The 13,836-nt window shown below is 68.7% G+C and carries 10 protein-coding genes and 1 pseudogene; 9 read left to right on the forward strand and 2 right to left on the reverse strand.

The genetic code is table 11. The features are described from left to right. The first annotated feature begins 41 nt into the window (after nucleotides 1-41). The 4 genes from C8250_RS14605 (at nucleotide 42) to C8250_RS14620 (ending at nucleotide 6,449) form a co-directional block, all read left to right on the forward strand. A complete protein-coding gene (locus C8250_RS14605) occupies nucleotides 42-4,574 on the forward strand; it encodes a DUF6531 domain-containing protein (RefSeq protein WP_346268801.1) in 4,533 nt (1,510 codons plus the stop codon). Nucleotides 4,575-4,585: 11 nt separating this feature from the next. Then, the gene (locus C8250_RS14610; protein WP_244809140.1) at nucleotides 4,586-4,891 is read left to right on the forward strand and encodes a hypothetical protein; all 306 of its coding nucleotides are present in this window, start codon (nucleotides 4,586-4,588) and stop codon (nucleotides 4,889-4,891) included. Between the two features lie 176 nt (nucleotides 4,892-5,067). Further along, on the forward strand, nucleotides 5,068-5,946 hold the full coding sequence (locus C8250_RS14615) for a helix-turn-helix domain-containing protein (protein ID WP_138353713.1): 879 nt from the start codon (nucleotides 5,068-5,070) through the stop codon (nucleotides 5,944-5,946). Nucleotides 5,947-6,053: 107 nt separating this feature from the next. Further along, on the forward strand, nucleotides 6,054-6,449 hold the full coding sequence (locus C8250_RS14620; RefSeq protein WP_164296207.1) for a LuxR family transcriptional regulator: 396 nt from the start codon (nucleotides 6,054-6,056) through the stop codon (nucleotides 6,447-6,449). 14 nt (nucleotides 6,450-6,463) lie between these two features. On the opposite strand, the gene C8250_RS14625 is transcribed toward C8250_RS14620, so the two are convergent. Together C8250_RS14625 and C8250_RS14630 are read right to left on the reverse strand one after the other, a co-directional pair. Further along, the gene (locus C8250_RS14625) at nucleotides 6,464-6,871 is read right to left on the reverse strand and encodes a DUF2690 domain-containing protein (RefSeq protein WP_138353715.1); all 408 of its coding nucleotides are present in this window, start codon (nucleotides 6,869-6,871) and stop codon (nucleotides 6,464-6,466) included. Between the two features lie 137 nt (nucleotides 6,872-7,008). Beyond that, complete coding sequence (locus C8250_RS14630) at nucleotides 7,009-7,443, reverse strand: ATP-binding protein (protein ID WP_138353716.1); 435 nt, start codon at nucleotides 7,441-7,443, stop codon at nucleotides 7,009-7,011. A 145-nt stretch (nucleotides 7,444-7,588) separates the two neighbouring features. On the opposite strand from C8250_RS14630, the gene C8250_RS14635 reads away from it, so the two are divergent. The 5 genes and pseudogenes from C8250_RS14635 to sucB all read left to right on the forward strand — a co-directional run bounded on the left by C8250_RS14635 (nucleotide 7,589) and on the right by sucB (nucleotide 13,745). Further along, nucleotides 7,589-8,440 (forward strand): helix-turn-helix transcriptional regulator, encoded by an 852-nt coding sequence (locus tag C8250_RS14635; RefSeq protein WP_138353717.1) that lies wholly within the window; start codon nucleotides 7,589-7,591, stop codon nucleotides 8,438-8,440. 12 nt (nucleotides 8,441-8,452) lie between these two features. Beyond that, nucleotides 8,453-8,650 carry a DUF397 domain-containing protein gene (locus C8250_RS14640; protein ID WP_138353718.1) on the forward strand — a complete coding sequence of 66 codons (198 nt, stop codon included), beginning with the start codon at nucleotides 8,453-8,455 and terminating at the stop codon, nucleotides 8,648-8,650. A 128-nt stretch (nucleotides 8,651-8,778) separates the two neighbouring features. After that, nucleotides 8,779-10,290, forward strand: a complete 1,512-nt coding sequence (locus C8250_RS14645; RefSeq protein ID WP_138353719.1) for a leucyl aminopeptidase — start codon at nucleotides 8,779-8,781, stop codon at nucleotides 10,288-10,290. 367 nt (nucleotides 10,291-10,657) lie between these two features. Next, the gene (gene lpdA / locus C8250_RS14650; protein WP_164296201.1) at nucleotides 10,658-12,046 is read left to right on the forward strand and encodes a dihydrolipoyl dehydrogenase; all 1,389 of its coding nucleotides are present in this window, start codon (nucleotides 10,658-10,660) and stop codon (nucleotides 12,044-12,046) included. A gap of 51 nt (nucleotides 12,047-12,097) precedes the next feature. Beyond that, nucleotides 12,098-13,745 (forward strand): annotated as a pseudogene (gene sucB / locus C8250_RS14655) (2-oxoglutarate dehydrogenase, E2 component, dihydrolipoamide succinyltransferase). Nucleotides 13,746-13,836 lie beyond the last annotated feature (91 nt).

Consider the following 13,836-nt stretch of genomic DNA (forward strand, 5'->3'; position numbering starts at 1 on the left):
GTCCGACGGATTGGCATGTGCTGGACCTGGACCGGGATCCGGTGCCGGGTGATCCGTACGAGGTGAAGGAACTCGCCCGGAAACTGGGCGACTTCGCGGACGATGTGTCGTCGGCGTTGCGGTCGGTGCGCGGGCTGAGCGGCAACAACGCGGTGCAGGACTGGGCGGGTCTGGCGGGGGACGCGTACCGCGAGCAGTTCGGGGATCTGCCGGGCGAGCTGGGCAAGTTGGAGAAGTCCTACCGGCTGGCTTCCGGGGCGTTGGAGACGTACTGGCCGAAGCTGGAGACCGCGCAGGCGGACGCGGACCGCGCTTTGGCGCAGGGGCGTACCGCCCGGCAGGATCTGGACGCGGCCAAGACCACGCAGGGCAACGCCGACGACTGGGTGAAGCGGGCGGGCGACAAGTCCAAGGAGTACCAGGCCGATCCGAAGCCGGGCGTGGAACCGCCGTCGGCGGACGAGGTCCGTACCGCCACCCGTAATGCGCTGGACGCTTCGAACGCGCAGAAGTCCGCGAACACCGCCGTCCACGACGCGCAGCAACGCCTGGACGCGGCGAAGGAACTGGCAGCTCAGGCCGCCCACCTGCGGGACACCGCCGCGTCGACCGCGGAGCACGCCCTGCACGAGGCGTCCGACGCTGGGATCAAGAACAAGCACTGGTGGGAGAAGGCGGTCGACTGGGTCGCCGACCACTGGGACGACATCGTCGCGGTCTGCAAGGTCATCGTCGCCGTGCTCGGCATCGTCGTCCTCATCATCGGCGGACCGCTCGCCTGGATCGTGCTGGCCGCCGCATTGGTCGTCCTCGCCGACACCCTCATCAAATACGCGCAAGGAAAAGCCAGCCTCTGGGACGTCTTCTTCGCCGCCCTCGACTGCATCCCCATGTTCAAGGGCCTGACCACCGCTGGCGGCCTGCTCAAAATGGCCAAGGAACTCCCGGCACTGCTGAAGAGCGGCAAGGCCCTGGAGAACATCGCCAACAGCGTCCGCAAGGGGGCAGGCGGGCTGCGTCAAATGGGACGCGAGATGAAGAAGCTCTTCACCTGTGGCGACCCCATCGACGTGGCAAGCGGCGAAATGGTCATGTCAGCCACCGATCTCCAACTTCCCGGTGTCCTGCCGCTGACCCTGGATCGCCACTTCCGCTCCTCGTACCGGGCGGGCCGCTGGTTCGGTAAATCCTGGGCCTCAACGCTGGACCAAAGGCTTCATCTCGACGATCAGGGTGTGCGCTTCACCACTGGCGACGGGATGCTGCTGCACTATCCCGTCCCCAGCGCAGGCCTTTCCCTCATGCCTCTCGAGGGTCCACGCTGGCCCTTGACATGGGACGGCGGACCTACCAGTGACATGTCGGTCCGCATACCCGAGTCCGGCCGGACTCTCGGTTTCACTCCGCACCCGGGCACAGCCGAACTCCTGCTCACTTCCATCAGCGATCGGTACAACAACCGCGTCACCATCACCTACTCCGCGGACGCGGCCCCCGTCGATCTGCGCCATACGGGGGGATACCACGTCGGAATCGAGACAGGGGGCGGCCGAGTCACCGCTCTGCGCCTCCTCAGCGATCCGGAACGGCCGCTGTTGATGGGATACGGATATGACGGCGACGGCAACCTCACCCAAATCTTTGACTCCTCCGGCCTGCCGCTCGCCTTCAGCTACGACAAACGTGGCCGTATCACGGGCTGGGAGGACCGGACAGGGACCTCGTACGGCTACGAGTACGACGAAGCAGGACGCTGTGTGGGTACGACAGGCTCGGAAGGGATTCTGAACTACCGCTACTCATACGATCCCGACGCCCGCACCACCGTCGCCACAAATTCTCTCGGTCACGCCACCACGTTCCACTTCAATGATCAGTACCAACTCATCCGCGAGACCGATCCGCTGGGGCAGGTCACCCTGCTGAGCTGGGATCGGTACGACCGCCTGCTCACCAGGACCGACCCCCTCGGCCGCACGACGAGCTGCGCGTACGACGGTGCCGGCAACCTGACCATGGCGACCCGCCCTGACGGCAGCTCCGCGACGATCGAGTACAACGACCTCAACCTGCCCGTGAGGATCACCCAACCCGACGGAACGCGCGCCCGCTACTCCTACGACGCCGCTGGGAACCGTACGTCCGCGACCGACGCGCTCGGCGCCACGACGAACTTCACCTACGACGAGCGCGGCGGTCTGACCAGCGTCACCGACGCGTTCGGCACAGTGCAACAGGTCGTGGTCAATGACTCCGCCGGTCTTCCGGCGGCGATCACCGACGTAGGTGGCACCACGATCCGGATCACGCGGGATGCATTCGGACGCATGGTGGAGGCCGCTGACGCGTCCGGGGCGTCCACGAGTGTCGGCTGGACGGGCGAAGGGCAGATCGCTTGGCGCATGGCTCCGGACGGGTCCGTTGAGCAATGGTCGTACGACGTCGAGGGAAACCCCGTCGCGCACCGCTCCGGCAGCGGCCGTGCAACACGATACGAGAACACTCATTTCGACCTCTGCGCCGTTCGTACGGAACCGGACGGCTCTCGTTACGAGTTCACCTACGACACCGAACTACGAGTGGTGGCGGTAACCAACGCGCAGGGCCGAGTCTGGAGCTACGACTACGATCCCTCGGGCCGCCTCGTTGGGGAGACCGACTTCAATGGCCGGAAGCTCAGTTATCGCTACGACGCAGCCGGTCAATTGACGGAACGCATCAACGGAGAGCGGCAAAGCATCCGATTCGAGCGGGATGTCCTGGGCAATGTCACCCGGCAGGATTCCAGTGGTGTGGTCACCGACTTCGTTCACGACGCACTCGGACGCCTGAAATGTGCCGTCAGCCCCGTTGCCGACCTCTCCCGGGAGCTGGACCCTCTCGGCCGCATTCTGGCCGAAAGCGTCAACGGTCGTACTGTTTCCTCGCGTTACGACGCAATAGGCCGCCGTACTCGGCGCACCACGCCGAGCGGGGTCCTGAGCGTCTGGGAATTCGGCACCACCGGCAGGCCGATGTCCCTGCGGTCGGGCAGCCACACCGTGCGCTTCGCGTACGACGAAGCGGGCCGGGAGGTCGAGCGCGACCTAGGGGGCGTGGCACTCAGCTGGCAGTGGGACGACAACAACCGTTCGACAGCACAGACACTGTCAACCCGCGGCCCGAAGTCCCCGATGGCGCAACGGCGGACCTTCACTCACGCCGCGGACGGAAGCCTCACAGCCGTCGATGACGCCTCGGGGGGCTTCCACCACTTCGAGCTGGATTCCGCGAGCCGCGTCACTGCCGTCAACGGTGCCGACTGGACCGAGGCATACGTCTATGACACCGCCGGTAATCTCGCCGCCGCGACACTGCCGGCCGGTGAGCACACCAGCCCGGAATCGGGCGACCGGTCCTACAACGGAACGCTCATCCAGCGGGCGGGGCACGTCAACTACACATACGACGATCAGGGCCGGGTGGTCAGGCGTACGCAAAAGCTACTCTCGGGTGGCAGTCGTGTATATCAATACGTGTGGAACGCCGAAGACCGGCTCACGGACGTCACCACCCCGGACGGCATCGCCTGGCACTACGAGTACGACCCGCTCGGCCGCCGAATCTCCAAGTCACGCCTTGCCGACGACGGAACTACCGCCCTGGAAACAACGGAATTCGTCTGGGACGGCACGCGCCTCGCCGAGCAGACAACCGCGGATGCCACGACAACCTGGGATTGGGAACACGGCGACATACCCGTCGCACAGACGGTTCGCGCCGCATTGCGCGATGCCCCTCAGGACGACATCGACGAGCGCTTCTACGCCATAGTCACCGATCTGGTCGGTACGCCAACCGAAATGGTCGACGTATACGGTGTGATCGTCTGGAAGAATCGGTCGACACTGTGGGGATCACCGCTCGGCGTCACGTCACCGGCGAATGTGGACTGCCCTCTGCGCTTTCCCGGGCAGTACTACGACGCCGAGACCGGCTTGCACTACAACTATCAACGCTATTACGAACCCGGGACCGCCCGATACCTCAGCCCGGACCCGCTCGGCCTCACTGCCGCTCCCGATCACCACGGCTATGTCTCCAACCCTCTCAATTGGTCCGATCCGCTGGGTCTCAAGGCCAAGTGTCTGGTGGATCTCTACCACGGCACAACGGGAGCCGGCCTGGACGGAATCCTCAAGAACGGGATCGATCCCACCTTCAGTACTCGGGCCATGGACTTCGGACGCGGCGGCTTCTACGTCACCAATGACGCCAACCAGGCCCGACAGTGGGCCACAAGACTCGCCGACCGGGCGGGCGGCACAGCGGAGGTACTGCACTTCCGCGTTCCGAAGAGCGAGCTGGACAACCTCACGAGTAAGATCTTCCATGGTCCCAGCGACGACCTGGCCAGCTTCATCAGGCATCACCGCAATGGCGGCGCAATGCACAGCTTCGAGATGGTGGAGGGCCCCATGCTGTTGAACCTCAGGGCTTTCCGCGGCGGCGCGGACGGCGTCTTCAAGGGACACCAGATAGCGATCTTCTCCTCTAAGGCAGCTGATCTGTTCACCCGATCCTTGGTCCGTTAGGAGATCGACTCGTGTCCGAGTTCACGATGCCCGCAGTTCCGGAGATGCAGGAATATCTGGGCGAAGTCGCCGAAGAACTGGTGACCCTCTTCGGGATCTCCCGGGCCGAGGCGGTGGCGCGTATCAACCGGGCGTGGGGCAACCAGGTGTTCAACGAATGGCCCGACCTACTGGCCCACGAGGAGCCCGAGCACTGGGCCTACGGCCTCTACTACGAAGGTGACGTGCCCTACTGGGAGCCCGACGCCGACCGGTCCCAATGGCGGATCCGCCAGGCCCCGCCGCGGGACTCGCCCGCCTGGACCCTGGAGGCCTGACCGGGTGGCGGTATCGCGGGCCCGGCAGAGGCACTCGGCACGGTCCGCCCGGTGCCGACGGATCCTCAGCGCGACCTGGCAGGCCACATCTGACCGGAAAGGGTGCTCCGAACCCTTTCCCCGCACCGCAGGATGACAAGGGCTGAGCGGTTCCGGGGTCATGGGGGGAACGGACGATGCAGCAACTGGCGTGTCCTGAGGGCCGTTGGGAGGTGGCGACGGCGCTGCCGCATGCCCGGCTGCGGCCGGGGGTGCAGCGGTACCGGGGGTACCGGCTGAACCTGGACCTGCCGCGGCAGCGGCTGGAGGTCCCGGACGGCGCGGTGACGCTGTTGTTCTCCTTCGACCACGAAGTGCGGGTGACGGAGGCCCTGACGCCGTCGGCCCCCGGCAACGCCCACCGCTCGATGCTGGTCGGGCTGCGCACCAGCGCCGGCCTCGGGCGGCACAGCGGGCGGCTGTACGGCCTGGAGGTCATCCTCTCGCCATGGAAGGCGTATTCGCTGTTCGGGATCCCGATGCACGAACTCGCCGACACCATCACCGACCCCATCGACCTGCTCGGCCCCCGCTGCCGCGATCTCGCCGACGCCCTCGCCTGCGCCGCTGGCTGGGCCCAGCGCTTCGACCTGCTGGACACCGTGTTCCTGCACTGGTCCGAGGACGCGCTCCCCGTCTCGGACCGCGTCCGGTACGCCTGGCGGGAACTCGCCAGGACCTCCGGCGCCCTGCCCATCGGCGAGCTCGTCGCCGCCACCGGGTGGGGCTGGCGGCAGTTGGAGAACCGCTTCCGCGCCGAGATCGGGCTGACGCCGAAGGGCGCGGCGCGCGTCATGCGGCTGCGCAAGGTGCTGCGGCTGATGGCGGCGGACCTGCCGGTGGCGGGCATCGCCGCCGAGTGCGGATTCAGCGACCAGGCGCACCTGAACCGCGAGTTCAAGGCGATGATCGGCCGCACCCCCCGCCAGTTCCGGCACGCCCGCGGCCTGGACTTCGCGGGCCCGCCCACGGTGGACCGGGTGGACGGCCAGGTCACCAGCATCATCCTGACCTGACGCCGGCCTGCGCCGAACCGTGCCGGGTGCGGGTGCGGGTGCGGGTGCCGGGTGCGGGTGCGAATTTCTTCAATACGGCGCGACCGCCGCTCTGCGAGCCTGCCGAGGTGTACGACACCAGAACGGCCCCGTCCGCCCCGGCGGCACTACGGCGCTACCAGGAACTGCTCGCGGACCAGAACCGGTTGCTCGCCGAGCAGAACGCCCTGCTGGAACGCATCCAGACCTTCACCGCCCTGGCCGCCGCACCGTCACCGCCCGCCGTCTCCCGCTGCGACCCACCCGTCCTGCCCCCGACGCTCGTGCAGCGCCACATCCTGCTGCTCCTCGCGGACGGCACCAAGGACAGCGCGATCGCCCGCCGGCTGGGCGTCAGCGAACGATCCGTCCGCCGCCACGTCGGCTCCCTCGCCGAACGGGCCGGAGCCAGCAACAGGTTCACCCTGGCACTGGCCGCGGCCCGCCTCGGCTGGCTGCCGGCCTACGACCGGCGGGCCGTCTAGGCCCACTGGGCCCTCTAGTACCAGCCGGTACACACGGTGGTGCCGTTGAACCCGCACGCCCGCATGACGTAACCCGCGTCATCGAAGGCCGGCGTGTGGGTGTCGCTGCCCGACTGCTGCGTGGTCATCCCCATCGGCCCGGTCCACGTGGACCCACCGTTGCTCGACCGGTCGACCCACACCTTGTTGCCCACGTTGGAACTGCTGATCCGTCCCCACGCGCACCGGCTGGACGTGCTGTAGCGCAGCTCGATGTACATGCTGCCGTTGTGCGCGGTCTTCTTGGTCACCGCGTTGCTCGTACTGCACGCCGCGGGCGCGCTGGGCGCCGCGCTCGCGGCTGGGGCGAGGGTGACGACACCCGCCACGACGATGGCGGTACTTCCGATTCCTGCGGCGATCCGGCGCTTGAGCGAAGACATCTGCGATTCCCTTCGGCTACCTGCTGGGACCCCCCGATCCCACCAGCCGAAGTCCCCCCGGACGAGGGCGAACAGGACATGCGTCCCCTTCCGGACACCCTGGAACCGTTAGACCGCCGCGTACGTCGTTGCGGCGGTCACCGTGCCGCCAGCTCGAACCACATCAGCTTGCCGCACAGCCCGAACGGCTCCTCCCCCAGCGCGTATCCGCCGCACCGGTCCGAGAACAGGTCCAGCAGGAAGAGCCCGCGCCCGCCGTCCGCGTCCGGATCCGGCGCGAGCGCCGCCGGCAGCTCCGGGTTGTTGTCCCGGACCGTCACCCGCAGCCGACGCGGCTCCCAGTTGAGCCGCAGCGAAGCGGGGCCCTGCGCGTAGCGGTACGCGTTGGTCGCCAGCTCCGAGGTCAACAGCGCAGCCGTATCGACGAGTTCACGTAAGCCGTGTGCCACGAGGATCGCCCGGACGGTCGTCCGGGCGATCCCGGGTGCGCGTGGGTCGTGCGGCAGTTGGAGGTAGTACTCCCAGCCATCACTGGAGGTGGGATCGGGGCACGACGGCTGCACTGCGTACATGTTGCCCTCCGGGCAGGTCGAGTGGCGTGCGTCACACAGTAGAGCGTTGAGTTAGATACTTTCTACCGAACACGGTAGATCTGTCGTCCAATGGACCCTTGGGACTCGGAACGGCAGACTTGGCCGCGATCGGAAAGAGGGGCCAATGCCGCCGAGGACAACGCCAACTGCGCGTCAGCAGCGCCTGGGTGCCGAGATGCGCAAGCTTCGGGAGAAGGCGGGGATGTCCGCTCGCGAGGCCGGAGCCCTGCTGGGCGGGGACCAGGCGCGGATCAGCAACATCGAGACCGGTCGGGTCGGGCTCAGCGCGGACCGCGTCAGGACGCTCGCCTGCAACTACGACTGCTCGGACGACGGGCTGATCGAGGCCCTGACCGGGATGACCGGCGAACGCAAGCGCCAGTGGTGGGAGGAGTACCGGGGCGTTCTGCCGCCCGGCATGCTCGACATCGCCGAACTGGAGCACTACGCGGTCGAATTGCGCACCGCGCAGACCGTGAGCCTGCCCGGCCTGCTGCAGACCGTCGACCACGCGCGGGCCGTCTTCCGCGAGGCGGTGCCCACCCTGCCGCCGCCGGAGATCGAGCACCGGCTCTCACACCGGATCAAGCGGCAGGCCGTCCTCTACCGGGACGCCCCGCTCCGCTACACCGCGGTCATCCATGAGGCCGCCCTGCGGATGCAGTTCGGCGGCCGGGCGGCCTCCCGCGAGCAGTTGCAGCACATCCTGGACATGAGCGAGCGTGACGGCGTCACGGTCACGGCGATCCCCTTCGCGGCCGGAGGCTTCCCCGGCTCCGGTCAGACGATCGCCTACGCGTCCGGCGCCGTCCCGCAACTGGACACCGTCCTGCTCGACCAGTCACACGGCCCGGCGCTCCTGGACGCCGAGGCTCAGCTGGCCAAGTACCGCGACATTCTGGACCGGCTGGACCGGGTGGCTCTCAAGCCCGGCGAGTCCCGGGACTTCATCCGTGAGATCGCCCAGAGCCTCTGAAAGGCAGGACCCTTGTCCACGTCGGACTGGCAGAAGTCTTCGCACTGCGCCGAGAGCAGCAACTGCATACAGCTGGCCGTCACCGGCCCCCGCGTATCCATACGCGAAAGCACCGAGCCCGGGGCGATCGTGACGACCACCCCCGCCCGGCTCAGGGCGTTCCTCGACGCCGTGAAGGCAGGGGCCCTCGACGCGCCGCGTCAGGCGTAGGCTCGACCGCGGCACAGGCCGCGCAGCCCTGGCGTGCCGCCCCGCGGGCGTGGCGGAATACGATGCGAGGGGCGCGGCCGGCCCACCCCTCGGCCGACAACATTCGACGGAACAGGACCACCCTCACCGTGACTGCACTGACACTCAGCACTTCCTCCGGCGCAGCGTTGCGCGCGGATGCCGTCGTCATCGGAGTGACCAAGGGCGCCAAGGGCCCCGAGGTCGCCGCCGGTGCGGAGGCCGTGGACGCGGCGTTCGACGGCAAGCTCGCCGCGACGCTGGAACTCCTCGGCGCCTCGGGCGGCGAGGGCGAGGTGACGAAGCTGCCGGCTCCGTCCGGCGTGAAGTCGGCGGTGGTGCTCGCTGTGGGTCTGGGTGAGACGCCCGCCGACGGTGCCGGCTACGACGCCGAGGCGCTGCGCCGGGCGGCCGGTGCCGCGGCGCGTGCGCTGAGCGGGACGAAGAAGGCGGCGTTCGCGCTGCCGGCGACGGACGCGGCGGGCGTGGAGGCGGTGGCGACGGGCGCACTGCTGGGCGCTTACGCGTACACGGCGTACCGGGTGGACAGCGCCGGCGGCAAGGGTCCGCTGGGCGAGATCGCCCTGGTGGGTGCCAAGCCGCGCGACAAGGCGCACAAGGCCGCGGCCGAGCGGGCGACCGCGGTGGCCGAGGAGGTCAACCGGGCGCGTGACCTGATCAACATGCCGCCGAACGACCTGAACCCGAAGGCGTTCGCGTCGGCGGTCCAGGCCGCGGGCAAGGAGCACGGCCTCAAGGTCGAGGTGCTCGACGAGAAGGCGCTGCTCAAGGGCGGCTTCGGCGGCATCATGGGCGTCGGCCAGGGCTCGGCGACCCCGCCGCGGCTGGTGAAGGTGGCGTACACCCACCCGAAGGCGAAGAAGACCGTCGCGCTGGTCGGCAAGGGCATCACGTACGACTCGGGCGGCATCTCCCTCAAGCCCCCGGGCCACAACGAGACGATGAAGTGCGACATGAGCGGCGCGGCCGCCGTGTTCGCGACCGTCGTGGCCGCGTCCAAGCTGGGCCTGCAGGTCAACGTGACCGGCTGGCTGGCGCTCGCGGAGAACATGCCGGGCGGCAACGCGACGCGTCCCGGCGACGTGCTGAAGATGTACTCGGGCAAGACCGTCGAGGTGCTCAACACCGACGCCGAGGGCCGGCTGGTCCTGGCGGACGCGCTGGCGCGCGCCTCCGAGGACAACCCGGACGCGATCGTGGACGTGGCGACGCTGACCGGCGCGATGGTGCTGGCGCTCGGTACTCGTACGTTCGCGATCATGTCGAACGACGACGGCTTCCGTACCGTGCTGCACGAGACGGCGACGGAGTCGGGCGAGCAGGCGTGGCCGATGCCGATGCCGCCGGAGCTGCTCAAGGCGATGGACTCCCCGGTCGCGGACATCGCGAACATGGGCGAGCGGGCGGGCGGCGGCCTGGTGGCCGGTCTGTTCCTGCAGGAGTTCGTGGGCGAGGGCATCACCTGGGCGCACCTGGACATCGCGGGCCCGGCGTTCAACGAGGGCGCGCCGTTCGGCTACACCCCGAAGGGCGGCGCCGGCACGGCGGTCCGCACCCTGGTCCGGCTGGTCGAGAAGGCCGCCGCGGGCGACGTCCTCTAGACCCCCGGCAAACCCCGGACGGACGCGCTTCCGACCGCGCGTTTCAGCCGGAATTCAGTGCTCGTTTGTACGAAGGTACGGCCCCGGGCTAGCACGCCCGGGGCCGTACGCGCGACCGGGCGGGTGTTCGCCCTGAGCGAGATTCCAGCGCCCGGAGTGCCCCTTACGGGCCAGTAGCCTCCCGGGATGAGGCTTAAGTCCGTCTCAGACCCCGGCCCGGTGGCCCGTCCGCCGCGAACAAGTGCGAAGATGTTGGTCGGCACGACAGGGCCCAGTTTTCACAGTTTTCAGACATAGCGGCCGAATAACAGCCGCCGCCCGGTCACCACAGACCGGCTCCGGCGTACCCATGCATGGAGGACGTGACGTGGCGAACGACGCCAGCACCGTTTTCGACCTAGTGATCCTCGGCGGCGGCAGTGGCGGTTACGCCGCGGCGCTGCGCGCGGCGCAGCTGGGCCTGGACGTCGCCCTGATCGAGAAGAACAAGCTCGGTGGCACGTGTCTGCACAACGGCTGCATCCCCACAAAGGCTCTGCTGCACGCGGGCGAGATCGCCGACCAGGCTCGTGAGAGCGAGCAGTTCGGTGTCAAGACCACCTTCGATGGCATCGACATGGCGGGTGTCCACAAGTACAAGGACGACGTGATCGCGGGCCTGTACAAGGGTCTGCAGGGGCTGGTCGCCAGCCGCAAGATCACTTACGTCACGGGTGAGGGCCGGGTGTCCTCCCCCACCACCGTCGATGTGAACGGCGAGCGCTACACCGGCCGCCACCTCCTGCTGGCGACCGGCTCCGTGCCGAAGTCGCTGCCGGGTCTGACCATCGACGGCGACCGCATCATCTCCTCGGACCACGCGCTGGTCCTGGACCGCGTCCCGAAGTCCGCGATCGTGCTGGGCGGCGGCGTCATCGGCGTCGAGTTCGCCTCCGCGTGGAAGTCCTTCGGCGCGGACATCACGATCATCGAGGGCCTGCCGCACCTGGCCCCGCTGGAGGACGAGAACAGCTCCAAGATCCTGGAGCGCGCCTTCCGCAAGCGCGGCATCAAGTTCAACCTCGGCACCTTCTTCCAGAAGGCCGAGTACACGGCCGACGGTGTGAAGGTGACCCTCGCCGACGGCAAGGAGTTCGAGGCCGAGCTGCTGCTCGTCGCCGTCGGCCGCGGCCCGGTCTCGCAGGGCCTGGGCTACGAGGAGGCCGGTGTCGCACTCGACCGCGGCTATGTCCTCGTCGACGAGTACATGCAGACCAACGTGCCGACCATCTCGGCCGTCGGCGACCTCGTCCCGACCCTCCAGCTCGCGCACGTCGGCTTCGCCGAGGGCATCCTGGTAGCTGAGCGGCTGGCCGGTCTCAAGGCCGTGCCGATCGACTACGACGGCGTTCCGCGCGTCACGTACTGCCACCCGGAGGTCGCCTCCGTCGGTATCACCGAGGCGAAGGCCAAGGAGCTGTACGGCGCCGACAAGGTCGTCACCCTGAAGTACAACCTCGCGGGCAACGGCAAGAGCAAGATCCTCAAGACCGCGGGCGAGATCAAGCTCGTCCAGGTCAGGGATGGTGCCGTCGTCGGCGTCCACATGGTCGGTGACCGTATGGGCGAGCAGGTCGGCGAAGCCCAGCTGATCTACAACTGGGAAGCGCTGCCGGCCGAGGTCGCCCAGCTCATCCACGCGCACCCGACCCAGAGCGAGGCGCTCGGCGAGGCCCACCTGGCCCTCGCGGGCAAGCCGCTGCACTCGCACGACTAAGCCCCTCACCACGCACCCCATCCGCACAGATCGTTAGGAGCAACCGCAACCATGGCGGTTTCCGTAACCCTTCCGGCGCTCGGCGAGAGCGTGACCGAGGGCACCGTCACCCGTTGGCTCAAGGCCGAGGGTGAACGCGTCGAGGCAGACGAGCCGCTGCTCGAGGTGTCGACCGACAAGGTCGACACCGAGATCCCGTCGCCCGCTTCCGGCATTCTGGCCTCCATCAAGGTGGCCGAGGACGAGACCGTCGAGGTCGGCGCCGAGCTGGCCATCATCGACGACGGCTCGGGCGCGCCCGCCGCCGCCCCGGCCGCTGCCGAGGCTCCGGCCCCGGCTCCCGTCCAGGCCGAGGCCCCGCCGCGCCGGGCTCCGGCCGCCGAGGCCCCCGCGGCCCCGGCCCCGGCCGCCTCCCTCGGGCTCCGCCGAGGGCACCCCGGTCCTGCTGCCCGCACTGGGCGAGTCGGTCACCGAGGGCACCGTCACCCGTTGGCTCAAGTCGGTCGGCGAGACCGTCGAGGCCGACGAGCCGCTGCTCGAGGTCTCCACCGACAAGGTCGACACCGAGATCCCGGCCCCGACCGGTGGTGTCCTCCTGGAGATCCTCATCAACGAGGACGAGACCGCCGAGGTCGGCGCCAAGCTCGCCGTCATCGGCGCCGCGGGTGCCGCTCCGGCGGCTGCCCCGGCCGCCGCGGCTCCGGCTCCGGCCGCCACCCCGGCACCGGCTCCGGTCGCGCCCGCCGCCCCGGCTCCGGCACCGGCCACCTCGGGTGACGACGGCGCCTACGTGACCCCCCTGGTCCGTAAGCTCGCCTCCGAGAACGGCGTGAACCTGTCCTCGGTCAAGGGCACCGGCGTCGGTGGCCGTATCCGCAAGCAGGACGTCCTCGCCGCCGCCGAGGCCGCCAAGGCCGCGGCCACCGCGGCCCCGGCCGCGTCCGCGCCCGCTCCGAAGGCCGCCCTCGTGGCGTCCCCGCTGCGCGGCCAGACGGTCAAGATGACCCGCATGCGCAAGGTCATCGGCGACAACATGATGAAGGCGCTGCACAGCCAGGCGCAGCTCACCAGCGTGGTCGAGGTGGACATCACCAAGATCATGCAGATGCGCAACAAGGCCAAGGACGCGTTCGCGCAGCGCGAGGGCGTCAAGCTCTCGCCGATGCCGTTCTTCGTCAAGGCCGCGGCCCAGGCGCTGAAGGCCCACCCGGTCGTCAACGCCCGGATCAACGACGACGAGGGCACCATCACCTACTTCGACTCCGAGAACATCGGTATCGCGGTGGACTCCGAGAAGGGTCTGATGACTCCGGTCATCAAGGGTGCGGGCGACCTCAACATCGCGGGTATCTCCAAGCGGACCGCGGAGCTGGCCGGCAAGGTCCGGGCGAGCAAGATCAGCCCGGACGAGCTGTCCGGCGCCACCTTCACGATCAGCAACACCGGCTCGCGCGGTGCGCTGTTCGACACGGTGATCGTGCCCCCGAACCAGGCCGCCATCCTGGGCATCGGCGCGACCGTCAAGCGTCCGGTGGTCATCGAGACCGCCGAGGGCACCGTCATCGGCGTCCGCGACATGACGTACCTGGCGCTCTCCTACGACCACCGCCTGGTGGACGGTGCCGATGCGGCCCGTTACCTGACGGCCGTCAAGGAGATCCTGGAAGCCGCCGAGTTCGAGACCGAGATCGGTCTCTGACACTCATGCCGCGTCCCTGACGCGGCGAGGTGATCGCAGTGCGACGCCCCCGACCCGGTACGCCGGGCCGGGGGCGTCGGCGTTCCGGCGG

The sequence above is a fragment of the Streptomyces sp. So13.3 genome, from assembly GCF_005860785.2.
GTDB classification, from domain to species: domain Bacteria; phylum Actinomycetota; class Actinomycetes; order Streptomycetales; family Streptomycetaceae; genus Actinacidiphila; species Actinacidiphila fildesensis.